The sequence below is a fragment of the Pandoraea sp. NE5 genome, assembly GCF_024363545.1.
Taxonomy (GTDB): Bacteria; Pseudomonadota; Gammaproteobacteria; order Burkholderiales; family Burkholderiaceae; genus Pandoraea; species Pandoraea cepalis.
Genome location: NZ_AP025517.1, coordinates 3,741,648 through 3,768,111, shown reverse-complemented (window position 1 = coordinate 3,768,111; position 26,464 = coordinate 3,741,648). Strand labels below are relative to the sequence as shown.

22 protein-coding genes are annotated in these 26,464 nt (G+C 64.6%); 12 read left to right on the top strand and 10 right to left on the bottom strand.

Annotation, left to right across the window (positions count from 1 at the left end; all coding sequences use genetic code 11):
- Nucleotides 1–106: 106 nt before the first annotated feature.
- The 3 genes from PanNE5_RS17215 to PanNE5_RS17205 form a co-directional block, all read right to left on the bottom strand.
- Nucleotides 107–1,333, bottom strand: coding sequence for a DUF1501 domain-containing protein (locus PanNE5_RS17215; RefSeq protein WP_017234085.1), 1,227 nt, complete (start codon nt 1,331–1,333; stop codon nt 107–109).
- A gap of 131 nt (nt 1,334–1,464) precedes the next feature.
- Nucleotides 1,465–3,213 carry a DUF1800 family protein gene (locus PanNE5_RS17210; protein ID WP_261938463.1) on the bottom strand — a complete coding sequence of 583 codons (1,749 nt, stop codon included), beginning with the start codon at nt 3,211–3,213 and terminating at the stop codon, nt 1,465–1,467.
- Nucleotides 3,214–3,324: 111 nt separating this feature from the next.
- A complete protein-coding gene (locus tag PanNE5_RS17205) occupies nt 3,325–3,654 on the bottom strand; it encodes a hypothetical protein (RefSeq protein WP_039830366.1) in 330 nt (109 codons plus the stop codon).
- Nucleotides 3,655–3,823: 169 nt separating this feature from the next.
- Between PanNE5_RS17205 and ompR the strand changes: the two genes are divergently transcribed.
- The 4 genes from ompR to PanNE5_RS17185 all read left to right on the top strand — a co-directional run bounded on the left by ompR (nt 3,824) and on the right by PanNE5_RS17185 (nt 7,438).
- Entirely contained in the window at nt 3,824–4,549 is a 726-nt protein-coding gene (gene ompR / locus PanNE5_RS17200; RefSeq protein ID WP_017234082.1) for a two-component system response regulator OmpR, read from the top strand.
- A 180-nt stretch (nt 4,550–4,729) separates the two neighbouring features.
- Nucleotides 4,730–6,070: an ATP-binding protein gene (locus PanNE5_RS17195; RefSeq protein WP_261938462.1), complete on the top strand. Its 1,341-nt coding sequence runs from the start codon at nt 4,730–4,732 to the stop codon at nt 6,068–6,070.
- Between the two features lie 230 nt (nt 6,071–6,300).
- The gene (locus PanNE5_RS17190) at nt 6,301–6,849 is read left to right on the top strand and encodes a peroxiredoxin (RefSeq protein WP_017234080.1); all 549 of its coding nucleotides are present in this window, start codon (nt 6,301–6,303) and stop codon (nt 6,847–6,849) included.
- Between the two features lie 61 nt (nt 6,850–6,910).
- The gene (locus PanNE5_RS17185) at nt 6,911–7,438 is read left to right on the top strand and encodes a carboxymuconolactone decarboxylase family protein (RefSeq protein ID WP_017234079.1); all 528 of its coding nucleotides are present in this window, start codon (nt 6,911–6,913) and stop codon (nt 7,436–7,438) included.
- 149 nt (nt 7,439–7,587) lie between these two features.
- On the opposite strand, the gene ispF is transcribed toward PanNE5_RS17185, so the two are convergent.
- Nucleotides 7,588–8,109, bottom strand: coding sequence for a 2-C-methyl-D-erythritol 2,4-cyclodiphosphate synthase (gene ispF, locus PanNE5_RS17180; RefSeq protein WP_315973438.1), 522 nt, complete (start codon nt 8,107–8,109; stop codon nt 7,588–7,590).
- A gap of 64 nt (nt 8,110–8,173) precedes the next feature.
- Nucleotides 8,174–8,896 (bottom strand): 2-C-methyl-D-erythritol 4-phosphate cytidylyltransferase, encoded by a 723-nt coding sequence (ispD, locus tag PanNE5_RS17175; RefSeq protein WP_261938461.1) that lies wholly within the window; start codon nt 8,894–8,896, stop codon nt 8,174–8,176.
- A gap of 108 nt (nt 8,897–9,004) precedes the next feature.
- On the opposite strand from ispD, the gene mfd reads away from it, so the two are divergent.
- The 8 genes from mfd (at nt 9,005) to serB (ending at nt 20,425) form a co-directional block, all read left to right on the top strand.
- Nucleotides 9,005–12,469 (top strand): transcription-repair coupling factor, encoded by a 3,465-nt coding sequence (mfd, locus tag PanNE5_RS17170; RefSeq protein WP_261938460.1) that lies wholly within the window; start codon nt 9,005–9,007, stop codon nt 12,467–12,469.
- A 157-nt stretch (nt 12,470–12,626) separates the two neighbouring features.
- Nucleotides 12,627–13,844 (top strand): acetylornithine deacetylase, encoded by a 1,218-nt coding sequence (gene argE, locus PanNE5_RS17165; RefSeq protein ID WP_017234075.1) that lies wholly within the window; start codon nt 12,627–12,629, stop codon nt 13,842–13,844.
- A 190-nt stretch (nt 13,845–14,034) separates the two neighbouring features.
- Nucleotides 14,035–15,321 carry an MFS transporter gene (locus tag PanNE5_RS17160; protein ID WP_017234074.1) on the top strand — a complete coding sequence of 429 codons (1,287 nt, stop codon included), beginning with the start codon at nt 14,035–14,037 and terminating at the stop codon, nt 15,319–15,321.
- Nucleotides 15,322–15,422: 101 nt separating this feature from the next.
- Entirely contained in the window at nt 15,423–16,451 is a 1,029-nt protein-coding gene (locus PanNE5_RS17155; protein WP_261938459.1) for a threonine/serine dehydratase, read from the top strand.
- Between the two features lie 125 nt (nt 16,452–16,576).
- Complete coding sequence (locus tag PanNE5_RS17150; RefSeq protein WP_261938458.1) at nt 16,577–17,602, top strand: ornithine cyclodeaminase family protein; 1,026 nt, start codon at nt 16,577–16,579, stop codon at nt 17,600–17,602.
- 159 nt (nt 17,603–17,761) lie between these two features.
- Nucleotides 17,762–18,328 (top strand): cysteine hydrolase family protein, encoded by a 567-nt coding sequence (locus PanNE5_RS17145; RefSeq protein WP_017234071.1) that lies wholly within the window; start codon nt 17,762–17,764, stop codon nt 18,326–18,328.
- Between the two features lie 58 nt (nt 18,329–18,386).
- The gene (locus PanNE5_RS17140) at nt 18,387–19,403 is read left to right on the top strand and encodes a GlxA family transcriptional regulator (RefSeq protein WP_017234070.1); all 1,017 of its coding nucleotides are present in this window, start codon (nt 18,387–18,389) and stop codon (nt 19,401–19,403) included.
- Nucleotides 19,404–19,537: 134 nt separating this feature from the next.
- Nucleotides 19,538–20,425 (top strand): phosphoserine phosphatase SerB, encoded by an 888-nt coding sequence (gene serB, locus PanNE5_RS17135; RefSeq protein WP_261938457.1) that lies wholly within the window; start codon nt 19,538–19,540, stop codon nt 20,423–20,425.
- A 58-nt stretch (nt 20,426–20,483) separates the two neighbouring features.
- On the opposite strand, the gene PanNE5_RS17130 is transcribed toward serB, so the two are convergent.
- The 5 genes from PanNE5_RS17130 to phaR form a co-directional block, all read right to left on the bottom strand.
- A complete protein-coding gene (locus PanNE5_RS17130; protein WP_261938456.1) occupies nt 20,484–21,701 on the bottom strand; it encodes a cystathionine beta-lyase in 1,218 nt (405 codons plus the stop codon).
- A gap of 52 nt (nt 21,702–21,753) precedes the next feature.
- A complete protein-coding gene (bktB, locus tag PanNE5_RS17125; protein ID WP_017234067.1) occupies nt 21,754–22,935 on the bottom strand; it encodes a beta-ketothiolase BktB in 1,182 nt (393 codons plus the stop codon).
- Nucleotides 22,936–23,181: 246 nt separating this feature from the next.
- A complete protein-coding gene (locus tag PanNE5_RS17120; RefSeq protein WP_017234066.1) occupies nt 23,182–24,120 on the bottom strand; it encodes a sugar kinase in 939 nt (312 codons plus the stop codon).
- Nucleotides 24,120–25,487, bottom strand: a complete 1,368-nt coding sequence (rimO, locus tag PanNE5_RS17115) for a 30S ribosomal protein S12 methylthiotransferase RimO (protein WP_017234065.1) — start codon at nt 25,485–25,487, stop codon at nt 24,120–24,122. The genes PanNE5_RS17120 and rimO overlap by 1 nt, the downstream gene beginning before the upstream one ends.
- Nucleotides 25,488–25,743: 256 nt before the next feature.
- Nucleotides 25,744–26,319 (bottom strand): polyhydroxyalkanoate synthesis repressor PhaR, encoded by a 576-nt coding sequence (gene phaR / locus PanNE5_RS17110; RefSeq protein ID WP_017234064.1) that lies wholly within the window; start codon nt 26,317–26,319, stop codon nt 25,744–25,746.
- Nucleotides 26,320–26,464 lie beyond the last annotated feature (145 nt).

The following is a 26,464-nucleotide window of genomic DNA, read 5'->3' as shown; positions in this document are numbered from 1 at the left end:
AACGTCGCGTCGCCCCCCGGCAGCGGCACAGCGATACAGCGATATAGCGACAAAACGAATCAGTCACATAGCCACGCAGCCACTCAAGTCCGCCAACCTCTGCGCATCATGCCCGCAACACGTCCAGCGGCTTGAACGGGCCACCCAGCACCGGCTGCGGGTCAAGCCCCCACCAGCGCTGCAGCACCGTCGCATATACCTCGCGGAAATCGACGGCGAACGGCAGGTTGCCGTTGCCGTCGAGCCGGTCCAAACGCGGCACGTCGCCGTACAGCCCCCCTCGCACGCGACCGCCTGCGATGAAGTGCGGCGCCACCGTGCCGTGATCCGTCCCCTGACTCTGGTTCTGTCGCGCGCGCCGACCAAATTCCGCATACGTGACAATCATCGTCGACTCCCAGCGGTTCAGCTCGATCAACCCGGCCCGCAACGCCATCATCCCCTGCGCCAACTGACGCAACAGATTCGCCTGTTGTCCCGGCTGATTCTGATGAGTATCAAACCCGGTAAGCGTCAAACGCACCACCGCTACCCCACGCCCCGCCTGCGGCACGCCCGCCGACGAATCGGCCGCCGCGACCACCTGCAGCGCCGTTTTCACCCCATTGCCGAACGCCCCCGCCGGCATCGGCGTGCGCAACACATACTGGCCCTGGCGCGGACGCAACCCGTTCGCCGCCCTGACAATATCGTTCTCCACCCGCAATACATGCGCCAGCGCAGGATTGCTCACCTGTGCCGCATTCGCCGACACAAGATTGGACTCCCGCAGGAATTGCGCCGGATTGGTCAGCGTCACCGCACGCGCGCCGCCGCCCAACGGCCCTAGCTCGGCGCTGCCCACGATCACGCCATCGGCATCGAATCCTGCGGGCACTGCCCGTTGCGCGAAGGCACGTGACAACCAGCCGTCGCGCAAATACTCGTCCGAACGCGACGCCGTATTCCATATCTCGATTGACCGGAAATGCGACAGGTTCGGCTGCGGATACCCCACCCCCTGCACGATCGCCAACTCGTTCGCCCGCCACATCGGCAACAACACCCCCATCGCCGGATGCAAACCGCTTCGCTCATCAAGTTGCACGACGTGATCGCGTGCAATCCCGATGCTGGGGCGCAAAGCGGCATAAAGCGGATCGGCATATGGAACGACCGTGTTCAACCCGTCGTTTCCGCCTTTGAGTTCGACAAGGATCAGCAGATTGCCGTAGTTACCGCCGGTGCCCGTCCGTGTCCCGGACAAGTTAGGTGCAGCGCCCAACACGGGCATCGGCGCCAGCCACGCCGCACCAAGCCCCCCTGCAAAAGTCAGAAAATTGCGTCGACGCATCTCACACCTCTCTCGGCCCACTTCTCGTCCCGCCACTCGTCACGGCTCTCCTCACGCCACTCGGCCCACTTCGCAACCCTGCGGAGCGGTCGTTGAGTGACGCGCCTGCCCTACCACGCGCTATCACGTCATCACTTCAACTGATACGCGGGGTCCATCAACAACCCCTGCAAGTAGGCCGTGCTGTTCACGCCGGCGGGTTGCAGCGCCGCAGGCTTGAGGGGCAGCACGGCCCGCTGCAACGCCTCGCGCGACGCCGCGTCTGGAACATCGACCGGCTCCAGCGCGTAAGGTTGCAGCCAGCGCGACAGATCGAAGCGCACCCCCGCTACCGTTCTCGGCATCGATGGCACCGCTCCCAACGCCATGCGCTGTACACCCGTTCGCGCAGAGATCGACACGGTCGGCGACACCATCGACGCCCCTCCCGCATTCGCGTTCTCCGTCGCGCGGAACATGCGCTCGACAAACTGTTTGCGCGCAAGCAACGTGGTGCTGTCAATCCACGCGTCGCCGCCCGGCCATCCCTTCACATTGGGAGGACGGAACAGGTCCTGCCCGAGAACACGCATCTGTCGCGCCAGCAGCAGCGGATCGTCGTAGCCGATGTCGAACTCGCGCACCGTATCGGTCACGAATTCAGCCGGCGATTTGACCAACGTCCCGCGGGTTCGGGCGTCCCAGAAGGCGGGGGTCAGCAACAACGCACGCAATGTCACGCGAATGTCGTAGCCGCTCGCGCGAAAGCGGTTCGCGATACGCGCCACCTGCACCGGATCCGGAGTCGGTGACACGAATTCGCGCCACAACTTGCCAGTGATGAACGTCGCCGTCTCCGGACGCGCCAGCAGGATGTCGAGCATCTGGTCGCCATCGAAGTCGTCGGTCTGGTTCAGCACCGTCTTAGTGCCCACATCATGAAGGTTGGGGCGCCAGACATACGTCATCGTCGCCCGATCGATGCCCCAGCCGGTGTAGGCGCGCGCCGCCTCGCGCACATCCTGCTCCGTGTAATGTCCTTCGCCGAGCGTAAACAACTCCATGACTTCACGCGCGAAGTTCTCGTTCGGCCGCCCCTTCCGACTGCCCGCGCCATCGAGATAAACCAGCATGGCCGGATCCTTCGACACGGCATGCAGCAGCGTCCCGAAGTTGCCGAGCGCGTTCGCGCGCAGCAAGACGTTCTGCCGATAAAGCATGACGGGCTCACGCACCTTGTCGTCGCTCGACACGAAGTGGTTGTGCCAGAACATCGTCATGCGCTCCGTGAGCGGTGACGGCGTCGTGGCCATCTCCTGTGCCCACCATGCCGCCAGCGACGCCGCCATACGGTTGCGTCGCTGGTTCAGCTCGCGACGCTGCTCGGCCGTCATGGACTTGACCGGCGCGCCATACAGCGGCGGATCTTCAACCCAGGCGGGCGGCGGCGTCACGGCCATGCGGCGCGCTCGCGACAACAGAAGATCGACGGCTTGCGCACGCGTGCGTCCAACGAACGGGGCGAGTTCGCGCGCGTCAGGCGAGTAGCCGGTGCGCGTGAGCAAGTAGCGCGCGTCGCCGGCGGTGAGCGGGCGCGTCGCGCGATCGGCAAATGCATCGGCAGCACCGGCGGCCCCGGTTGCGCGTGGCGCCGTCGCACTCGCCGCATGCGCCGCGCCGGCAGGCCGCGTCGACAACGCGTGACCGACGAGCGGCCACGCCAGCCACAGGATGGCAAGCACACCAGACGTCAGCCGCCCAGGCATCCACGACATTGACGACGGCAGGCGACGCAGCACGGCGATCATCGCCGTGACACCGTTCGTCGCCTCAATGCCCTTTCGGCAGGCGCAAAAAAAGCCGGCGTCGACGCAGGCTGGCAAGTTTGGGGTGGGCTTCATGGGACGCTCGCGTCATCGTGACATCATTGGCGTTTTTGGGAAGCGTTTGGCGACGCTGCGGTGCCCTCTTGATCCATGAACCATCAGCCATGAGCGCGCGCGTCTTTATCGTTAGTGAGTGTACAACTCGCGCACGGCGTCCTGAATATGTTGCCGTAGCAGGCGCCGGTCTTCCGGCGACATATGACCATTGGGACGGCGGCCCGGCGGCGCGGGGGGAAATTCGTCGTTGCGGCGCGCAGCACCGGAATCGTTCTGCGACGGCTCACGCTTCGTCGGATTGCGGGGCGACGGCGCAGGCCCCGCGTGGTGCAAGCGCGGGGCGCTCACCCGATGCAGCTGCGCACTGAAATGCGCGACAGGACGGGCATACGTCACGCCCAGGTGTCCCCAGAGCATGATTCCCCCGATCAGTAGCGTCCACTCAGCAGCCCATCTCATCTTGTGCGTATGTCCTTCATGCCGTGCGGCAGGTTTTCCCCCTGGCAGGGGTGCAAGTGTACCCACAGCCTATGGTCAGCGCGCAAGCTGTAGGGTAAATTGTGTAACCCTTTGTAACCCGCTTTGGCGGCCCCATCAGTTCGTAACATTTCGGGCTAAGATACGTGGCATGGAAAACAAAAACTCTCCCAAAATTCTGGTTGTCGACGACGATCCGCGACTGCGCGACCTGCTTCGTCGTTACCTCGGGGAACAGGGTTTCAATGTCTTCGTGGCGGAAAATGCAACGGCCATGAACAAGCTTTGGGTGCGCGAGCGTTTCGATCTGCTCGTGCTCGATCTGATGCTCCCCGGTGAAGACGGTCTGTCGATTTGTCGCCGCCTGCGCGGCGCCAACGACCGCACGCCGATCATCATGTTAACGGCCAAAGGCGAGGATGTCGACCGTATCGTCGGCCTCGAGATGGGCGCAGACGATTACCTGCCCAAGCCCTTCAATCCGCGCGAACTCGTCGCGCGCATTCACGCCGTGCTGCGCCGTCAGGCACCGCCCGAACTCCCCGGCGCGCCCAGTGAAACCATGGAAACGTTCGAGTTCGGCGACTTCTCCCTGAACCTCGCCACGCGCACGCTCACGAAGAACGGCCAGGAGATCGCGCTCACGACGGGCGAGTTCTCGGTGCTCAAGGTATTCGCGCGTCATCCGCGCCAGCCGCTGTCGCGCGAAAAGCTGATGGAGTTGGCACGCGGGCGCGAATACGAAGTGTTCGATCGCAGCCTCGACGTGCAGATCTCGCGTCTGCGCAAGCTGATCGAACCGGATCCGGGCAGCCCACGTTTTATCCAGACCGTGTGGGGCCTCGGCTACGTGTTCATTCCGGACGGCGGCGCGTGATCCTCCGCCATTGCGTCTCAAGCAGCAAAACAACGCCGGTCGCGACACGCTCGCCCACCGGCGTTGCGTCGCGTCTCACGCCGCATCCAACGGCGTACCGCGTCTCTCGTCCGGACACTCGCCATCCAGCACGTCGGGTCTGCCGACTCGCGCAAGTCACGCTTTAGACGGAGCAACCCCATGCATCCGATCCGGATGGTACGCGGGCTGTTCGGCGGTCTGTTCTGGCGTACCTTCTTCCTCATTGCCCTGCTCATCGGCGTCAGCCTGGCCGCCTGGTACCAGAGCTTTCGCGTGATCGAGCGTGAGCCGCGCGCGCAACGTGTCGCGCAGCAGCTCGTATCGATCGTCAAGCTGACGCGCACCGCGCTGCTCTACTCGGAGCCCGATCTGCGTCGCGCCCTACTGCAGGATCTCGAGAGCAACGAAGGGATTCGCGTGTACCCACGCGAGCCGGTTGACAAGATCGAGAAACAGCCGGGCGGCGTGGTCCAGGACCTGATCGTGCGCGACGTGCAGCGCCGGCTGGGGACAGACACCGTCATCGCTGCCTCGGTCAACGAGATTCCAGCCATGTGGATCAGCTTCAAGATCGATGAAGACGACTATTGGGTCGCCATCGAACAGGACCGGATCGACACGGCCACCGGCCTTCAACTCTTCAGTTGGGGAACGTTCGCGCTGGCCCTCTCGCTCATCGGCGCCGCGTTTATCACCGCGCTCGTCAACCGACCCTTCGCCCGGCTTGCCCACGCAGCCCGCGCCATCGGCGAAGGACAACGCCCCGACCCGCTCCCCGAGCGCGGTATGGGCGAGGCCGCCGAGGCCAACCGCAGCTTCAATCAGATGGTGGAGGAACTCGAACGCCTCGACGCCGACCGGGCGCTGATGCTCGCGGGCATCTCGCACGATCTGCGCACGCCGCTGGCACGGCTGCGACTGGAAACGGAGATGAGTCCGTCCGACGAATCGGTCAAGCGCGACATGATCAGCGACATCGAACAGATGGACGACATCATCGGCCGATTCCTGGATTACGCCCGGCCGGCATCGCGAACGATGCAGTCGCTCGATCTGTCGGACATCGTCCGCGATACGGCACTCGCCTTCGAGGGCCGCGAAGACCTGAACCTGAGCACCGAACTCGCCGACGCCGCCCCGGTACTTGCCGAACGCACCGACCTCAAGCGTCTGCTCACGAACCTGATCGAGAACGCGCGTAAATATGGCCGCGACGCCGACACCAATGTCGCCAACGTCCACATCACGACGCGCATTCTCGGCGAACGCGTCGAGATGCGCGTGCGCGACACCGGCCCGGGCATTCCCGAGGACCAACTCACTCTGGTCTTCCGCCCCTTCTATCGGGTGGACACCGCCCGCACGAAGGCAGACGGCACCGGCCTCGGCATGGCGATCGTTCAGCGCATCGCCACACGCTACAAAGGTCACGCCTCGCTGCACAATGTACGGCCGGGTCCCGGCCTTGAAATCACCGTGTCATTTCCGCTTGCTAAATAACGGTTTGCGGAATTTTGTCTATGCTCAAGGCTTGCCTGCCCAATGTTGAGCACGATCCTATCGACGGGATTTGTTTTAACTATCCCCAAAATAAAAATAAACTATTGCTGTCGATTATTCGATAGCGTATGATGCATAGGTTGATCGGGATCAGCAGATTTCGGTCAGTTGCTGGTTGCGATGTCCCAGCGACATCTCGACTTAAACCGCACTAATTTAGGAGTCAATCGATGAAGACTGTCGGCGACAAACTCGAAGCATTCTCGGTAGAAGCTGCCAAGCCTGGCTTCAACAACCACGAAGAAAACGGCGTCTCGGCTTTCGAAACGATCACCGAAGCCTCGTTCCCCGGCAAGTGGAAGATCATTTACTTCTACCCGAAGGACTTCACCTTCGTGTGCCCGACCGAAATCGTTGAGTTCGGCAAGCTGGCCAACGACTTCGCAGAGCGTGACGCTGTCCTGCTCGGCGGTTCGGGCGACAACGAATTCGTGAAGCTGGCATGGCGTCGTGAGCACAAGGACCTGAACAAGCTGAATCACTACTCGTTCGGCGACACGACCGGTGCCCTGATCGACCAACTCGGCGTGCGCGACAAGGCCGCCGGCGTGGCCCTGCGTGCCACGTTCATCGTTGACCCGGACAACGTCATCCAGCACGTTTCGGTGAACAACCTGAACGTCGGTCGCAACCCGGAAGAAGTGCTGCGTATTCTGGACGGTCTGCAAACGGACGAACTCTGCCCGTGCAACCGCGCTGTTGGCGGTGCAACGCTGTAAGCGTCGTCTTGTGAAGCCCGCGAAAGCGGGCTTTTTCAGCCCAAAGCAATAGGAGAAATTTATGGAATTCATCACCGCGATTAAGGCGCAAATCCCTGACTATGCCAAGGACATCCGCCTGAACCTCGACGGCACCATCGCCCGCTCCTCGCTGGAAGGCAACGATGCCGTTGGTGTGGCCCTCGCCGCCGCCTTTGCAGCCAAGAGCCAGCCGATCATCAAGGCGATTCGCGAATCGGGCGTACTCGCTCCCGAAGAGCTTGAAGGCGCGTTGACCGCTGCCGCGCTCATGGGCATGAACAACACGTGGTATCCGTATCTCGAGATGGCCGACAACGCCGAACTGAAGAACGAGAAGGCCCAGCTTCGCATGAACGGCTACGCCACGCGCGGGGGCGTCGATCAACGTCGTTTCGAGATGTATGCACTGGCGGCATCCATCATCGGCAAGTGCCACTTCTGTGTGAAGTCGCACGCCCACCTGCTCGCCGCCGAACACGGGATGAGTACCGCGCAACTGCGTGACGTCGGCCGTATCGCCGCCGTCGTCAATGCCGCCGCCCAAGTCATCGCCGCCGAGGCTGCCTGAGTCCGCAAGCGCTGAAGCTCCCATGCGCCGAGGCCGGCGCAAACCGCCAAAGCGACAACGGCGCTACCGGGTTCAACCGGTAGCGCCGTTGTGCGTGATGGATTGTGCTGCCCGCGCGTCACCGCGTTGCGTGCAGCGCCGCTATCGCCTCAGCCGGCAACGAGCAGGGCTGCCGCCTGCGCTTCAATCCCTTCCTGACGGCCGAGATAGCCCAGCTTTTCGTTCGTCTTCGCCTTCACGTTCACCTGACCGACGGTGACGCCCAGCGCGTCGGCAATCGACTGCGTCATCGCGCCGATATGGGGCGCGAGCTTCGGCGCCTGCGCAATCACCGTGCAGTCGACGTTGACGACCTCGTAGCCCTGCTCACGCACGCGCCGCATGGCTTCCTGGAGCAAAACCACGCTGTTCGCGCCCTTGAACGTGGGATCGGTGTCGGGAAAGTGGCGTCCGATGTCGCCCAGCGCCGCCGCGCCGAGCACGGCATCGGTGATGGCGTGCAGGAGCACGTCGGCGTCGGAATGGCCGAGCAGGCCGCGATCGAACGGGATGGTCACGCCCCCCATCACGAGCGGGCGCCCCGGCACGAGGGCATGCACGTCGTAGCCCTGGCCGATACGCAGCTTCGACAACATCGCGAGCGGGGATTGAGAAACAGCTTGTTCAGTCATGGAGAGTCGCCAAATGCGAAAGAATGCGGGGTGTCGTTTCGGAGCTGCGGCGCATGCCGAGCCCTCACACGGACTTGGCAGCGCCGAGGAAGGCCTCGGCGAGCGCGAAATCTTCGGGATAGGTCACCTTGAAGTTGCGCAGGCTGCCGCGAACGAGCTTCGGCGCGTGGCCGATCCGTTCGATGGCGCTGGCTTCGTCGGTCACTTCGGCCCCCGAGGCGAGCGCGTCTTCCAGCGCGTGACGCAGCATGCCGAGGCGAAACATCTGCGGGGTCTGCGCCTGCCAAAGGCCGTCGCGCGACTCGGTCGCCAGCACGGCCGCCAACCCACCCTTCGCCGTCGGCGCCTGCTCGCGCTTGAGCGTATCGGCCACGGGCAAGGCCAGGATGCCGCCGACCGGATCGTCGCGCAGCGCCTCGACCAGCGCGCGAATCAGCGCCGGCGTAATGCCGGGACGCGCCGCATCGTGCACCAGCACCCAGTCGCTGTCCTGCGCCCCGAACTCGGTGAGCGCCTGCAGCCCGCCAAGCACCGACGCATGCCGCGACGGCCCGCCGCAGCGTCGCACCGCAAAACGCAGCGGACCGAAGCGCCTGCCGTCGAAATGATTGTCGTCGGGCGCCAGCACCAGCACGGTCTGAGCGAACTCGGAGCAGGCGTCAAACGCGGCGAGCGCATAGTGCAGCATGGCGCGTCCGCCCACGCTTCGGTATTGCTTGGGCACGTCGGCCCCGGCGCGTACGCCCGCCCCGGCACACGGGATGACGGCAAAAAGTCGGTCGCTCACAATAAAACGCAGGTAAGAGGAAAGCAGGGATTTTATAATAGACGCTGACTGTCACGGGGCCCCATGCGAAAGGAGCCCCGTGCTTTGCCATTTCTGCAACGTTCCTCTATGTCCGCCGCCAACGCTCTATCCCGTAATACCGCGCCTGTGCCGCTCGTGAAAGCGGGACAGCGTTACGCCTTTGCAGGCTTGCACGCGTCGAGCGACGCCCTGCTCATCGCCCGCTATTTCAACGACAACCGCGAGCGCCTGCCGTTGCTCGCCGTCGTGTGCGCCCAGGCCACCGATGCCCTGCGCCTGCAGCAGGAACTCACGTGGTACGCGCCCGACGCCCGAGTACGGCTGCTGCCCGACTGGGAAACGCTGCCGTACGACACGTTCTCGCCACATCAGGATCTCGTCTCCGAACGGCTCGCCACCCTGCACGACCTCGGGGAGAAGCGCTGCGACATCGTTCTGGTGCCCGCCACCACTGCGCTCTACCGCATGGCCCCCGCGAGCTTCATGGCGGCCTACACGTTCTTCTTCACGCAGGGCGAGCGGCTCGACGAAGCACGCCTGAAGTCGCAACTGACGCTGGCAGGCTACGAGCATGTGAGCCAAGTGATGCGGCCCGGTGAGTATTGTGTGCGCGGCGGACTGATCGACCTGTACCCGATGGGCTCCGCCCTGCCGTATCGTCTCGATCTGTTCGATGACACCGTCGACAGCATTCGCGCATTCGACCCCGACACGCAGCGCAGCCTGTATCCGGTCAAGGAAGTCCGCCTGCTGCCCGGGCGCGAATTCCCGTTCGACGACGCTGCCCGCACCGCCTTTCGCGGGCGCTGGCGCGAAGTGTTCGAAGGCGACCCGACCCGCAGCCCGATCTACAAGGACATCGGCAGCGGCGTGCCGTCGGCCGGCATCGAGTATTACCTGCCGCTGTTCTTCGACGAAACCGCCACCCTGTTCCACTATCTGCCTGCCGACGCCCAACTGGTGTTCGTGGGCGATCTCGACGCGGCCATCCACCGTTTCTGGAACGACACGCGTCAACGCTACAACTTCCTGTCGCACGATCGCGAGCGGCCGGTGCTGCCGCCCGAGCAACTGTTCCTGCTCGATCAGGACTTCTTCACGCTCGCCAAGCCGTTCGCCCGCCTGACGCTGCCTACGCCGAGCGACGGCAGTTGGGCCATCCCGTTGCCGGCACTGGCCATCAACCGTCGTGCCGACGACCCGCTGGCCGCCCTGCGCGCCTACCTCGCCCGCACACCAGCCCGCGTGCTGCTGTGCGCCGACTCGGCCGGCCGGCGCGAGACGCTGCTGCAACTGCTGCATGACCATGACCTGCGCCCATCGTCCGTCGAGTCGTTCGAAGACTTCCTGACATCAGACGCTCGCTTTGCCATCGGCATCGCCCCGCTGGCCGCAGGCTTCCTGCTGCCGACGGAAGATCTCGCCTTCATCACGGAGAACGAGCTTTACGAAGGCCTCGCACGCCGCGCCGGCAAGCGCCGCCAGGAGCAGGCAACGTCGGTCGACTCGATGGTGCGAGATCTGGCCGAACTCAAGGTGGGCGACCCGGTCGTTCACAGCCAGCACGGCATCGGTCGCTATCAGGGCCTGGTCAGCATGGATCTCGGCGAAGGCGAGACCGAATTCCTGCATCTCGAATACTCGGGCGACAGCAAGCTGTACGTGCCCGTTTCGCAGTTGCATCTGATCTCGCGCTACAGCGGCGCCGATCCCGATACCGCACCGCTGCACTCGCTGGGCTCGGGCCAATGGGAAAAGGCGAAGCGCAAGGCGGCGCAGCAGATTCGCGATACCGCGGCCGAACTGCTCAACCTGTACGCCCGTCGTGCCGCGCGTTCCGGTTACGCGTTCGAACTGTCGCCGCGCGACTACGAGAAGTTCGCCGATAGCTTCGGCTTCGAGGAAACGCCGGATCAGGCGGCCGCCATTGCGGCCGTGATGAGCGACATGACGAGCGGCCGTCCGATGGACCGCCTCGTGTGCGGCGACGTCGGCTTCGGCAAGACCGAAGTGGCCTTGCGCGCCGCCTTCATTGCCGTGCTCGACGGCAAGCAGGTCGCCTTGCTGGCCCCGACCACGCTGCTCGCCGAACAGCACGCGCAAACCTTCTCCGATCGTTTTGCCGACTGGCCGGTACGCATCGCCGAACTCTCGCGCTTCAAGACGACCAAGGAAGTGAACGCGAGCGTGAAGGCCATCAACGAGGGACAAGTCGATATCGTGATCGGCACGCACAAGCTGCTGTCGAACGACATCCAGTTCCAACGTCTGGGCCTCGTCATCATCGACGAAGAACATCGTTTCGGCGTGCGGCAGAAGGAAGCCCTCAAGGCGCTGCGTGCCGAGGTGGACGTGCTCACCCTGACCGCCACCCCGATTCCCCGTACGCTCGGCATGTCGCTCGAAGGCCTGCGCGACTTCTCGGTCATCGCGACCGCACCGCAGAAGCGTCTGGCGATCAAGACCTTCGTGCGCCGCGAAGAGGATGGCGTCATCCGCGAAGCCATGCTGCGCGAACTCAAGCGCGGCGGACAGGTGTACTTCCTGCACAACGAAGTCGAAACCATCGAGAACCGCAAGGCACAGTTGGAAGCCCTGGTGCCCGAGGCCCGTATCGTCGTGGCGCACGGACAAATGCACGAACGCGATCTCGAACGCGTGATGCGCGACTTCGTCTCGCAGCGCGCCAACGTGCTGCTGTGTACCACCATCATCGAGACCGGCATCGACGTGCCGACCGCCAACACGATTCTGATGCATCGCGCGGACAAGTTCGGTCTGGCGCAATTGCACCAGTTGCGCGGGCGCGTCGGGCGCTCGCACCACCAGGCCTATGCCTATCTGCTCGTCCACGATCCGAAGGCGCTGACCAAGCAGGCACAGCGGCGTCTCGAAGCGATTCAGCAGATGGAAGAACTCGGCGCGGGCTTCTATCTCGCGATGCACGACCTGGAGATTCGCGGCGCGGGTGAAGTGCTGGGCGACAAGCAATCGGGCGAAATTCACGACATCGGGTTCCAGCTCTACACCGACATGCTGGCCGACGCCGTGAGCGCACTGAAAGCCGGACGCGAACCGGATCTCACCGCGCCGCTCTCGGCGACCACCGAGATCAATCTGCATGTCCCGGCCATCTTGCCGAGCGACTTCTGCGGCGACGTACAGGAGCGCCTCTCGCTGTACAAGCGCCTGGCCAACGGCACCCACGCCGACGCCATCGACACGATCCAGGAAGAACTCGTCGATCGCTTCGGCAAGCTGCCGCAGCAGGCGCAGGCGCTGATCGAGACGCACCGCCTGCGACTGCTCGCCAAGCCACTGGGTATCGTCAAGATCGACGCGAGCGAAGACGCCATCGCCCTGCAATTCGAGCCGACACCGCCCGTCGATCCGATGCGCATCATCGCGCTGGTGCAGACGCATCGCCATATCAAGCTCGCGGGACAGGACAAGCTGCGCATCGAAGCAAAGCACGTGCAACTGACCGATCGCGTCCGCGCGATCAAGGAGACGCTGCGCGCGCTCGGCACGCCGAACGCCAAAGCGGCCTGACGCTCGCATGCCCCGGGGCAACCCAAGCCCGGCGCGTCTTTTCCCACAAGGCGGGAATGGTTGTTCACTCAACCTTTTACGTCTAAATTGTTTTTGAGTAATATTTCCCCAGTACCGGTACGTAGCGACGTATGACTGGAGATTCCCGGAGATTCGAATGACAAGCGCTTCCCCCCAAGCCATCGCCCCGCAGGTTGCCAACGAGGCCCAGCCGGCATCGCTCGACTGGATCACGAAGCTGGTCAGCATCGACACCACCAGCCGCGAATCGAACCTCGGCCTGATCGAGACGGTGCGCGACAGCCTCAAGCACGCTGGCGTCGAACCGTGGTTGTCTTACGACGCCACCCAGCGCAAGGCCAATCTGTTCGTGACGCTGCCGGCCGCGGATGGCAACACCCAGGGCGGTATCGTGCTCTCGGGCCACACCGACGTGGTGCCGGTCGACGGTCAGCCATGGGACACCGATCCGTTCAAGCCAGTGGTGCGCGACGGCAACCTGTACGGCCGCGGCACGTGCGACATGAAGGGCTTCATCGGCTCGGTCATGACGCTGCTGCCGGAAATGCGCGACGCCAAACTCAAGACGCCGTTCCATTTCGCGTTCTCCTACGACGAGGAAATCGGTTGCGTGGGCGCGCCGGTCATGCTCGCCGCATTGCGTGAGCGCGGTATTCGCCCGGACGGCTGTATCGTCGGCGAGCCGACGAGCATGCGCGTGATCGTCGCTCACAAGGGCATCAACGCCTACCAGTGCTGTGTGCGCGGTCATGCGGCGCACTCGTCGCTCACGCCGAAGGGCTCGAACGCGATCGAATACGCCGCGCGCCTGATCTGCTACATCCGCGATCTGGCCGATCACTTCAAGCAGAACGGTCCGTTCGACGAGTTGTTCGACGTGCCGTTCACCACGGCGCAGACGGGCACGATCTCGGGCGGTATCGCCCTCAACACGATTCCGGCGCTGTGCGAGTTCGTCTTCGAATACCGCAACCTGCCGGGCGTGGATGCCGACGGGATCTTCCAGCGCATTCAGCAATACGCCACGGACGAGTTGATCCCGAAGATGCAGAAAGAGCACCCGAACGCGGGTATCGAGTTCAAGCGGATTGCCGCGGCCCCGGCACTGGACGCTTCGGAGCAGGACGCGATCACGCAACTCGTGCGCGCGCTGACCAAGGACACCGACAAGCGCAAGGTCGCTTATGGCACCGAAGCCGGTCAGTTCCAACGCGCAGGCGTGCCGTCGATTGTGTGCGGCCCTGGCAATATCGAACAAGCCCACAAGCCCAACGAGTTCGTGTCGCTCGAACAGATCGCGCAGTGCGAATCGTTCCTGCGCAAGTTGATCCACAGCAACACCGTCGGCGTCTGAACCCACGCCCGACTCGCGCAGGCCGGCGCGTCGACGAACGTTTGACGGGGCCGTATTCCGACTGCCGGATGCGGCCCGTTGCCTTGCAACATGCCTTACGCAGTAGCAGACGCCTATCGCAAGGGCGCACAGGACATTCCTCCGCAAGATAACAATCACGTACGCCAGACAGGTATTGGAGATCTCGCCCATGAGCGCAAGCGCAGCCCCCAACGCGACGGCCCCGGCCGCCCGCACTTCCCCGCACGCGTGGCGTGTGATCGTATCGGCCTCGATCGGTAATGCGCTCGAGTGGTTCGATCTCGTGGTGTACGGCTTTTTCGCCGTGACCATCGCCAAACTGTTCTTCCCGACCGGCAACGACACGGTATCGCTGCTGCTCACCCTCGGTACGTTCGGCGTGTCGTTCTTCATGCGGCCGCTGGGCGCCATTGTGATCGGCGCCTATGCCGACCGCGCCGGTCGCAAGGCGGCCCTCACCCTGTCGATTCTGATGATGATGGTCGGCACGCTGCTCATCGCGCTCATGCCCACGTACGCCACCATCGGCGTGCTGGCACCGGTCGGCATCGTCATCGCCCGCATGGTGCAGGGCTTCTCGGCGGGCGGCGAATTCGGCAGCGCCACTGCGTTTCTCGCCGAGCACGCACCGAAACGCCGCGGCTTCTTCTCGAGCTGGCAGGTCGCCTCGCAAGGGCTGACCACGCTGCTCGCCGCGGGGTTCGGCGCGCTGCTGACCGGTAATCTGTCGCCGGAGGCCATGATGTCGTGGGGCTGGCGCGTGCCGTTCTTCTTCGGCCTGCTGATCGGCCCGGTCGCGTATTACATTCGCCGCCGTCTGGACGAGACGCCCGAGTTCCTCGACATCGAGCCCACGCAAAGCCCGCTGCGCGACACGTTCGCGAGTCAGAAGGAACGGCTGCTGCTCGCCATTGGCGTGGTTGTGATGGCCACCGTGGCGACGTACCTGGTGCTCTACATGCCCACGTATGCCGTGAAGCAACTGGGCCTGCCGTCGTCGGCCGCGTTCTCGGCGGTACTGCTCACCGGCGTGGTGCAACTGATCGTGGCGCCCATCGTCGGCCACTGGTCGGATACGCATGGCCGGATCAAACCGATGCTCACGGCCGCCGTGGCATTGCTGGTACTGGTCTACCCGATGTTCAGCCTGCTCGATGCGCACCCGACGTTCGGCGCGCTGATGGTGTTCCAGATCGTGCTCGGCCTGCTGATGACAACGTACTTCGGCGCCCTGCCCGCCCTGCTCACGGAATTGTTTCCGGTGCAGGTGCGCACCACCGGCCTCTCGCTCGGGTATAACATCGCAGCAACGGTGTTCGGCGGTTTCGCCCCGTTCATCATCACGTGGCTCATCGGCGCTACCGGCAACAAGCTCGCGCCGAGCTTTTATCTGATTTTCGCTGCCCTTATCAGCATTACCGCGCTGCTGCGCACCCGTAAGCTCGGCCTGCGCTGATTTCAGCGACGGCCCAGCGCCCCCCGGGCGCCGAGGCGCACATGCGTTCACCGGTGTGCGCCCGTCCCCGGGGATTCCACGACTACGGAGACCCTGTCCAAGTGACGCAACCGACCCCTGCCCCGCACGCCGAAACCATCGACACGCAACCCGTTCCGACCCGGGACGCCATTGCCGAACTCCACGAAAAGCTGCGCCCCTATGTGCGAACCACGCCAGTGTTCACGCGCAACGACTTTCCGACGCTGGGCGACACGCGGGTGACGTTCAAGTACGAGCTGCTGCAGGCGTCGGGGACGTTCAAGGCGCGCGGCGCGTTCTCGAACCTGCTCTCGCTCGACGAAGCGCAGCGCGAAGCGGGCGTGACGTGCGTATCCGCCGGCAATCATGCCGTGGCGGTCGCCTATGCCGCGCGCGCGATGGGTGTCGGGGCCAAGACGGTCATGCTCAAGACCGCCAGCCCGGCACGCTCGTCCCTGTGCCGCGAATACGGCGCGGATCTGATGTTGGCGGAGAACGTGCATGAAGCGTTCGAGGTGGTCAAGCGCGTGGAGCAGGAGGAAGGCCGTTACTTCGTGCATCCTTTCAACGGTTACCGCACCGTGCTGGGCACGGCCACGCTCGGTTACGAGTGGGCGCAGCAAGCCCCCGACCTCGACGCCGTGATCGTGCCCATCGGTGGCGGCGGGCTGATTGCCGGGGTGGCGACAGCGTTCAAGCTGTTCGCCCCGCACGTGCAGGTGTATGGCGTGGAGCCGGCGGGTGCCGATGCGATGGCTCAGAGCTTCGCCGCAGGCGGTCCGGTCAAGATGGGGCCGATGAGCGGCATTGCCGACAGCCTGATGGCGCCGCACACCGAGCTGTACAGCTACACGCTGTGCCGACGCCATATCGACGAACTGGTCACCGTCACCGACGACGAGATGCGCGCGGGCATGCTCACGCTGTTCCGCCAACTGAAGCTCGCCGTGGAGCCGGCATGTGCCGCTGCCACCGCCGCATTGATGGGGCCCCTGCGCGAAAAGCTCATGGGCAAACGCGTGGGCGTCCTGCTGTGCGGCACCAATACCGACACGGCAACGTTCAACCGGCACATCGAAGCCGCCCTCGCGGCGGAAGCGAACGGCTGAGCGGCGTCGCGCTGCCTTCGCACGGCATCACGCCGCAGCCGCACCCCGACGCGACCCGACGGTCGCGTCGTCGCTTGGCCTGCGGCTGCTTCCGGCATTTTCCAGCAACGTCACCAGGATTTCGCATGTCCGCCACCTCCCCCACGCCGCCTGTCTTGCTGCTCGACGCCACGCAAATCGCCGCGCTCATGCCCGTGGCCGACGCGATTCCCGTCATGTCCGATATGTTCGGCGCGCTGGCCCGCGAGCAGATTCACCTGCCGTTGCGTCAGATCATTCGCCCACCGGAAGCGCTCGGGGCCAAGGGCATGCTCGGTATGATGCCTGCGTTCCTGGGTGGCACGGCGTCCGGCATACCAGTCTACGGCGCGAAGGTCGGCACCTTCTTTCCCGGCAATAGCGCCCAAGGCAAAGATCCACATCAAGGGTGCGTGCTGTTGATGAGCGGGCTGACGGGGGAACTCCTCGCGGTCATGAACGCGGCGGAGATCACGGGCATTCGCACTGCCGCCGTGACGGGGCTCGCGACACGTCGGCTCGCCCGCCACAACGCCAGCCGTCTCGCGCTGATCGGCGCCGGTCATCAGGCCCACTGGCATCTCGCGGCACTCGCCGCGGCGCGCGAGCTGCAGCACGTGCGCGTGGCGAGCCGCTCGCTCGCCACCGCACAGGCGTTTGTCGACAAGGAGCAGCCGAACTATGATTTTCGCCTCGAAGCCGCGCAGAGCGTCGAAGCAGCCGTGCGAGACGCCGACATCGTGGTCACGGTGACCAACGCCACGGAACCGGTGCTGCAAGCGGACTGGATCGCGCCGGGCACGCACGTCAATCTGGTGGGCAGCAGCACGCCGCGTCACCGCGAGGCCGACACGGCGCTCATGGCGCGCGCGCAACTGTTCGTCGACCGGCGCGAGTCGACGATCAACGAATCCGGCGACTATCTCGCCGCCGCTGCCGCGGGCAGCATCGGACCGGCCGATCTGCTCGCGGAACTCGGCGAGCTGGTCATTGGCCATCATCCCGGGCGCACCGATGCCGAAGCCGTCACAGTCTTCAAGTCGCTTGGCATGGGCGCGCAGGACGTTGCCCTTGCCGCCGCCCTCTATCAACGCGCGCAAGCCGCAGGCATTGGCACCAGCGCCGCGATCTGAAGGTCCGACGCGCCGCTGACAACGTCAGCCCACGAGGGCGACGGGGCCGCCAAACACAATGTCCGGATCGGTCCGGTTCCGGTCTGGAGGCGGCCTGTCGAGGCGTCAGGGGACGCCGTAAGATGGTGCCATCGGTTCCCACCTCACGGAGAGTCCCTCATGTCGCAAAGCCAAGCTGCCCACACCGCCCGTACCGCCCTGCTCGTCATCGACGCCCAGGAGTCGTTTCGCCAACGCCCGTACTGGCGTGAAGACGATCTCGCCACGTATTTCGACCGTCAGCAGGCCCTCGTCGACGGTGCCGTGGCGCGCGGCGTGCCGATCGTGCAGGTCTTCCACATCGGGTCGGGCGCGTTCTCGCGCGATTCCGGCTTCGTTCGCACGCTCGAAGAACTCCATATCGCCCCGGCGTTAACGGTGGACAAGGTCAAGCATAGTGCCCTGGCCGGCTCCACGCTCGGCGCGTGGCTCGTCGAGCATGGCATCACGCGCCTGATCGTCTCCGGCATCCGTACCGAGCAATGCTGCGAGACAACCACGCGCGCGGCGTCCGACGCGGGTTACGCCGTGGACTTCGTCACCGAAGCCACCCTCACGTTCCCGATGCAGCACCCGCGCACCGGGCGTGAGCTGTCGGTGGCCGAGCTGAAGGAGCGCACGGAAACGGTGCTCGTCGATCGCTTCGCACGCATCGTGACGGTTGAGGAAGCGCTCGCCGCGGTGTAATGTCGTGATCAACCCGCCTTGCCCCCGCTGTCCGAATCTGACCTGAACGCCTGCCGCCATGCCGCGACTGCAACCCGTCTACCTGCTGGTCATGCCCGACGCGCTGCTGCTCGACGTGGCGGCCCCCGCCGAAGCCTTGCGCATGGCCAATCACCAGCAGGACGACGTGCGCTTCGTGTTGCACTACGTCGGCACGCAGCGCTCAGTCGCCACCTCGATCGGCTTGTACGTCTCGCCGCTCGACATCTTGCCGGACAACGTGCCCGACGACGCCTGGCTGGTCGTCACGGGAACCGTCGAGAAGCCACTGCCGGTATGGGCGGCGGACGGCGGCACGACACCTGACCATTCCGCGGCGCCCACCGAAGACGCCGAACCCCTTGCCATCGCGTGGCTTCGGCGGGTCGTGCGCCCCACGCATCAATTGGCCTGCATCTGCACGGGCGCCTTGCTGGCCGCGCGCGCAGGACTGCTCGACGCCCGCGCCTGCACCACGCACCACGGCAGTTGCGACGCCCTGCGCGCGCTGGCCCCCAGCGCCCGGGTGGCCGACAATCGACTTTACGTGCATGACGCAAACGTGTGGACGAGTGCCGGTGTCACGACCGGCCTGGATCTGATGTTGACGCTCATCGCCGACGCCACCGGCCCGTTGTGTGCGGCGGCCGTCGCGCGGCAGATGGTCGTCTACGCCCGGCGCGCGGGCGCCGACCCGCAGTTGTCGCCGTGGCTGGAAGGCCGCAACCATTTGCACCCAGCGTTGCATCGCGTGCAGGATGCCATCGCCGCCGATCCCGCGCACGACTGGACACTCGCCTCGATGGCGGACATCGCCTGCGCCAGCGAACGGCACGTGACGCGACTCTTTCGCGAGCACGCCGGCGTCGCGCCCATCGATTACCTGCATCGGCTGCGCATCGCGCTCGCGCGCGAGATGCTCGGCAACAGCCAGCTCGACCTGGAACATATCGCCGAGCGCACCGGCTTTGGTTCGAGCCGACATCTGCGACGCGTCTGGCACAAGTTCGATGCACTCCCGCCGAGCCACGCACGCCGTATCGCGCACGACGGCTGAAGCAAGGCATCCGGGAGATGCGCGAAGCCCGATATGGCGGGACATCGTGGGGAAACGTCGGGAAACCAGCGTCGGCTCGCCGCAACCCGGTAGAATGTCGATCGCACGCAAAACGCAAGACTCTCGACTTCAAGATGGCCAACGATCTCGTCATTCTGGGCGGCACCCCGCCCACTACGTCCACCGCACCCGCCACGACCTTCCCGCCGCATCTGCAGGCGGCCGTCGGCGCCTTCGTACCCGGCGCCAACGTCACGTTCACGCCAGGCGCGGCGCGTATTGCCGATGTCGTCGACACGCCCGCCCTGCGCGCGGCGATGGGGGCGTTCGCACAGCAGCACGAAGTCGACACCGTGCTCGTCGACAGCCACCAACGCCTCACAGACTTCAAGCTCGTGGCCATGGACATGGACTCGACGCTCATCACCATCGAGTGCATCGACGAAATTGCCGACTACTGTGGGCTGAAGGCGGAAGTCTCGGCCATCACGGAAGCCGCCATGCGCGGCGAGATCAAGGACTTCAACGAGAGCCTCACGCGGCGCGTGGCGCTGCTCAAGGGACTTGACGCGAGCGCCCTGGAAAAGGTCTTCGACGAGCGCCTGCAACTCTCGCCCGGCGCCGAAACCATGTTGCGCGGCGTTCAGGCACTCGGCATCCGCACGCTGCTGGTGTCCGGCGGCTTCACGTTCTTCACGGAGCGACTGAAGGCGCGTCTGAACCTGGATGTCGCCCGCGCCAATACGCTGGAGATCGTCGACGGCAAGCTCACGGGCCGAGTGCTCGGCGAGATCGTCAACGCCGAGGTCAAGGCGCGCACCGTGACCGAAGTGGCGACACAGCTCGGTGTCAGCGCTGCTCAGGCAATCGTCATGGGCGATGGCTCGAACGACCTGCAGATGATGGCCATCGCCGGGCTGTCGGTGGCGTTTCGCGCGAAACCGGTGGTGCGGGAGAAGGCGTCTGTCGCGTTGAATTACGCAGGTCTGGACGCCCTGCTCTCGCTGTTCCGCAAGGACTGACATCGCCGGCGCGATGCGCCGACGATGCAGCGCCCTTCGTGGGCGCGCGTTCCCTTCCTCAGGCGCCGAGATGCGCCGTCAGACTGGCTTCGATATCGGCCTGTAAATCGCGCACGTCTTCGAGACCGACATAGAAGCGCACCAGCGCGCCCTTATGCGGCCACGGCGTTGCCGAGCGCATGGACGGCACGCGATAGGGCACCACCAGGCTGTGCGCGCCCCCCCAACTGAAACCGATCTTGAACAAGCGAAGCGCTTCGATGAATGCGTCGATTTGCGCCGGCGTGTAGCGCTCGTCGAACACCACGGAGAACAGACCACCCGCGCCCGTGAAGTCGCGATGGAAATGCGCATGACCGGGGCAATCCTCGAATGCCGGATGCAGCACGGCCGCGATTTCATGACGGGTGCCCAGCCACGTCGCCAGCGTCATCGCGGCACGATCGTGCGCCTCGAAACGTAGCTGCATATTCGGCAGACTGCGCAACACGAGGCTGCAATCGTCGGCTGACACGCCCACGCCCATGCGCATGCGCGCCTGCTTCAGACGGTGGTGCACGTTATCGTCGACGGTCACGACCGAGCCCATCAGCACGTCGCTGCCGCCCGATTGGTACTTGGTGAGGGCCTGCACCGAGATGTCCACCCCGTGGTCGAACGGACGGAATGCCAGGCCGGCGGAATATGTATTGTCAATGGCCGTGAGTACGCCCCGCTCGCGCGCCACGCGCGCGATGGCCGGCACGTCGGGGACTTCCATCGTCACCGAGCCCGGGGCCTCGAGCCAGATCACCTTCGTGTTGGACTGAATCAGCGCGCCGATAGCGTCACCGATCATCGGATCGTAGTAGCGCACGGTGATGCCGAACGACTCGGCGAGCCAGTCACCGTGCTCTCGGTTCGGACCGTAGGCGTTGTCTGGAATAAGGACATCGTCACCGCTCTTGACGAGGCCAAAGTACACATTGGAGATCGCGGCAAGTCCCGACGGGAACAGCAGGCAGTGTTTGCCGCCTTCGAGCGCCGCCAAGCGCCGCATCAACTCCATCGATGTGGGCGTGGCATGCAGACCGTAGCGCCACTGGCTGTCGTTCTTCCAGTCGAGCGAGCGCATGGCGGCCAGATCGGGGAAGATCACCGTCGATGCGCGGGCCACCGGCACCGGCATCGCGGCGAAACCGGCCGGCACGTGGGTGTCCGTATGCAGAATATTGGTTTGCCAATGCCAGCCATTGGCTTCCGGCGTGTCGAGGGGCTTACGGTTGTCTTGCGTCATTACGGCTCCGGAAAGACTCGGGCCGGCAACGACACCGGCCCCCGGGAGTAACTTACACGCGCTCGAACACGGCGGCAATGCCCTGGCCGCCGCCGATGCACATCGTCACCAGTGCATAGCGCCCGCCGATACGCTGCAACTCGTGCAACGCCTTGACCGTGATCAGGGCACCAGTCGCGCCGATCGGGTGGCCCAGCGAAATGCCGGAACCGTTCGGATTCACCTTGGCCGGATCGAACCCGAGGTCGCGCGTGACCGCGCACGCCTGCGCGGCGAATGCTTCGTTGGCTTCCACCACATCGATGTCGCCAACCTTGAGCCCGGCGCGCTCCAACGCCTTGCGCGACGCTGGCACCGGACCAATGCCCATATAGTTCGGATCGACCCCGGCGTGGGCGTAGCTGACCAGGCGCGCGAGCGGCTTGGCGCCGCGACGCTCGGCTTCGGCGCGTTCCATCAGAATCAGCGCGGCGGCCGCATCGTTAAGCCCCGAGGCGTTCCCGGCCGTGACGGTGCCGTCCTTCTCGAACACGGGGCGCAGCTTCGCCATGTCGGCCAGCGTCACTTCCGCACGCACATGTTCGTCGGCGGTGAACGACACCTCGCCCTTCTTCGACTTGATCGCGATAGGGACGATCTGGTCGTTGAAATAGCCCGCAGCCATGGCGCGCGCGGCGCGTTGATGCGATTCGACCGCGAGACGATCCTGATCGTCGCGCGTGATACCCCATTTCTTCGCGATGTTCTCTGCCGTCACGCCCATATGAATATTGGCGAAGGGATCGTGCAACGCGCCGAGCATCATGTCGACCAGACGCGATTCGCCCATGCGCGTGCCCCAGCGGGCACCCGGCATCACGTACGGCGCGCGGCTCATGCTCTCCGCGCCGCCCGCCATCGCCACGTCGGTGTCGCCCAGCAGAATCGACTGCGCGGCAGAAACGACCGCCTGCAGACCGGAGCCGCACAGGCGATTGACGGTCATCGCGGGCGCATGCTGGCTAACGCCCGCCTCGATGGACGCCACGCGAGCCAGATACATGTCCTTGGGTTCGGTATGAATGACGTTGCCGAACACCACGTGGCCGACGTCGTCACCGCCCACCTGGGCGCGCGCCATGGCCTCGCGGGCGACGATGGCACCGAGCTGCGTCGGCGCGAAATCCTTCAGGCTGCCGCCAAAATCTCCAATCGCGGTGCGCACACCGCTGACGATCACGACTTCTCGTTGCATGTCTCTTCTCCGGGTGAATTTCAGTTGGCAATGAGTATAGCGCCGCAGGGGTTACCGCGATGGCAGACGCAGTGGAGGGAAACTTCGATGAGCGAGCTTGCGGGGGCGGCGGCCGTGTCGGGTGCCGCGCATTGCGCTGCGGCGGGACGCGGCGGGAAGTGGCGCAAGCGACGGAAGTCGGGGGAAAGCGAAGCGAGGGGAAACCGGAGCATCGACGTGCCCCGGTAGGTCAAGCATTGATGCGGATCAGCCCGCCAGTGTCTGGAGCACCTGCTCGGCGCGCGGTACGGGCGCGACTGCGCCGTAACCGGTTGTCGACAACGCTGCGCAGACGTTGGCGTAGCGCGCCGCCGCGAACGGATCGTCGCCCAGCGCCAGACGGGCCACGAAAGCGCCGCCAAAGCAATCGCCGGCCCCGGTGGCGTCAACGGCCTTTACCGGATATGGCGCGACGATACGACGCTCGTCCGGCGTGGCGACATAGCAACCCTCGCGACCCAGCTTGAGCGCCACGACCTTCACGCCATACGAGAGCAGTGCGTCAAGGATCGCATCGCGATCGTCCAGCCCAGTGACCGCCGTCACGTCGTCCCAGCTCGGCAGGCAGACGTCGGTCAGGCTGAAGGCTTCGCGCATGGTGGCGCGGGCGCGGGCCAACGGCCACAGCTTGAGGCGCAGATTCGTATCGAACGACACCTTGCCGCCGGCGGCGCGAATCGTCGACATCGCCTCGAAAGCGGCGTCGCAAGCGCTCGCGCTGATCGCCAGGCTGATCCCCGACAGGTGCAGGAAAGATGCGCTCGCCAACGCTTCGCGCGGCAGATCCTGGGGCCGGTAACGGCTCGCGGCGGAGCCCGCGCGCAGATAGTCGAAATGGTGCCCGCTCGCGTCGTGGGACACGAAATAGACGCCGGTCGGAGCCTGCGCATCGACGCGAACGGCGTCCGTATCGACGGCTTCCTCACGCCACAAATCGAGCAGCATGCGACCGAAGCGGTCGTCGCCGAGCGCGCTCACGAAGCCCGTGTTGACGCCTTGGCGACGCGCAGCGATGGCGAAGTTGGACGTGTCGCCGCCGAAGCCCTGCAAATACTGGCGGGGGTCGTCGGGCGACTGGTTGAACTCGACCATGGCTTCGCCCATGGCCAGCACTTGCGGACCTGTTGACGTATGCGTGAGCGCCATCAGACCACCTCGCCCCACAGATCGTGGCCGTCGGCGCCAGTCACCGTCACGTTCACGAACTCGCCGACCTTCAGGCGCTTGGCCGCCGTGGGCGTGGGCTCGATGTACACGAGGCCGTCGATTTCGGGGGCGTCGGCCGCCGAGCGCGCCACCCCACCGTCCTGATTGATCTCGTCGACGATGACCTGAATCGTCGTGCCGACCTTGCGCTGCTGGCGCTGCGCCGAGATCTCTTCGGCCACTTCCATGAAGCGCGCGCGGCGCTCCTCGCGCACTTCGTCTGGCAAGGCACCCGGCAATTCGTTGGCCTTGGCCCCCTCGACCGGCGAATAGGCGAAACAACCCACGCGGTCCAGTTCGGCCTCGCGAAGGAAGTCCAGCAGATACGCGAACTCGGCCTCGGTTTCACCCGGGAAACCTGCGATGAAGGTGCTGCGGATCGTCAGATCCGGGCACAGCTTGCGCCACGCCTGAATGCGCTCGAGATTCTTCTCCCCCGAGGCCGGGCGCTTCATGCGCTTGAGCACATCCGGATGGGCGTGTTGCAGCGGCACGTCGAGATACGGAAGGATGTGGCCTTCGGCCATCAGCGGAATGATCTCGTCGACGTGCGGGTACGGGTAGACGTAATGCAACCGCACCCAGGCGCCGTACTGCTTGGCCAGTTCGCCCAGCGCCGTGACCAGTTCGGTCATGCGAGTCTTGAGCGGACGCCCCGCCCAAAAACCGGTGCGGTACTTCACGTCGACACCATAGGCGCTGGTGTCCTGCGAGATCACCAACAGCTCCTTCACACCGGCCTTGAAAAGGTTCTCGGCCTCGAGCATCACTTCGGCCACCGGGCGCGAATCGAGATCGCCGCGCATCGACGGGATGATGCAGAACGTGCAGCGATGGTTGCAGCCTTCGGAGATCTTCAGATACGCGTAATGACGCGGCGTAAGCTTGATGCCGGCGGGCGGCACAAGATCGGAGAAGGGGTCGTGCGGCTTCGGCAGATGCGTATGCACCGCGCTCATCACTTCGCCCAGGGCGTGGGGACCGGTGACGGCCAGCACCTTCGGGTGCACGGCCGTTACGATGTCCTGACCGGCGGCATCCTTTTTGGCGCCCAGGCAACCGGTGACGATCACCTTACCGTTTTCGGCCAGCGCCTCGCCGATGGCGTCGAGGCTTTCCTGAACGGCGTCGTCGATGAAGCCGCAAGTATTGACCACCACGAGATCGGCACCGTCATAGGTACCGGCGATGTCGTAACCTTCGGCACGCAGTTGCGTCAGGATTTGCTCGGAGTCGACCAGCGCCTTGGGGCATCCGAGCGAAACGAAGCCGACCTTGGGGGTGCCGGCGGGCGATGGGCGGGACATGGGGCGAAATCCTGATCTAGAAAATACGGGGAACGATCGACCGGCGAAGCAGCGACCTCAGCCACTCCTGGCGCATCCCCCACAATGCCGAAACACCGCGCGAGACGCAGATCCTGCCTGCCGCCGAAACCGCCGCAAGAAGTCCCTCGCGGCGAACAACCGCGTATTTTACCCTGTTCGCCCGTGGGGCGTTCCAACTATGTTGCCGATCGCGACGTTGCGCGCCCCGTGCCCCATCGCAACGTCGGCCAAACCGTCAGGGCTTCTTGTTCGGGTCGCCCGGAGCGCCCGGCGCTCCCGGGAACGGGAACGTATTGAACATCGACTTCGCCTGGGTCTGCATCTGCTCTTGCATCTGCACGAACAGGTTCTTCGACTGCTCGATGTAGTTGGTCATCATGCCCTGCATCATCGGCGCCTGCATGTTCATGAATTGCGCCCAGACGTCCGGGTTGAAGGACGCGCCTTCGTAGATGCCCTTCGACTGATCGGCCAGCTTGTTCTGAATTTCGATGAACGTCTGGATATTCTTCTCGAGATACGTGCCCATCATGCCCTGCAGCGCATGCCCATAGAAACGAATGATCTGCGACAGCATGGCGCTCGAGAACATCGGCACGCCACCGGTTTCTTCTTCCAGAATGATCTGCAGCAGAATGCTGCGCGTCAGATCCTCACCCGACTTGGCATCGACGACCTTGAACTCCTCGGTCTCGAGTACCAATTGCTTCACATCGGCAAGGGTGATGTACGTGCTGGTCTGGGTATCGTACAGACGCCGGTTCGGATACTTTTTGATCAGGCGTTCGTCAGTCTTCTTGCTCGCGGCCATGCGGTGGGTTTCCTGCTTTTATGAAGGACTTCCCCGACCGGCGGTCGGGGTTAGTCACATATTATCGATTCTAGGACGTTTGCTGCTATGCGGCAAAGCCCTAACCCGCAACGGGGCGCGCGGCGCGGGTGTCGCCCGTCGCGCC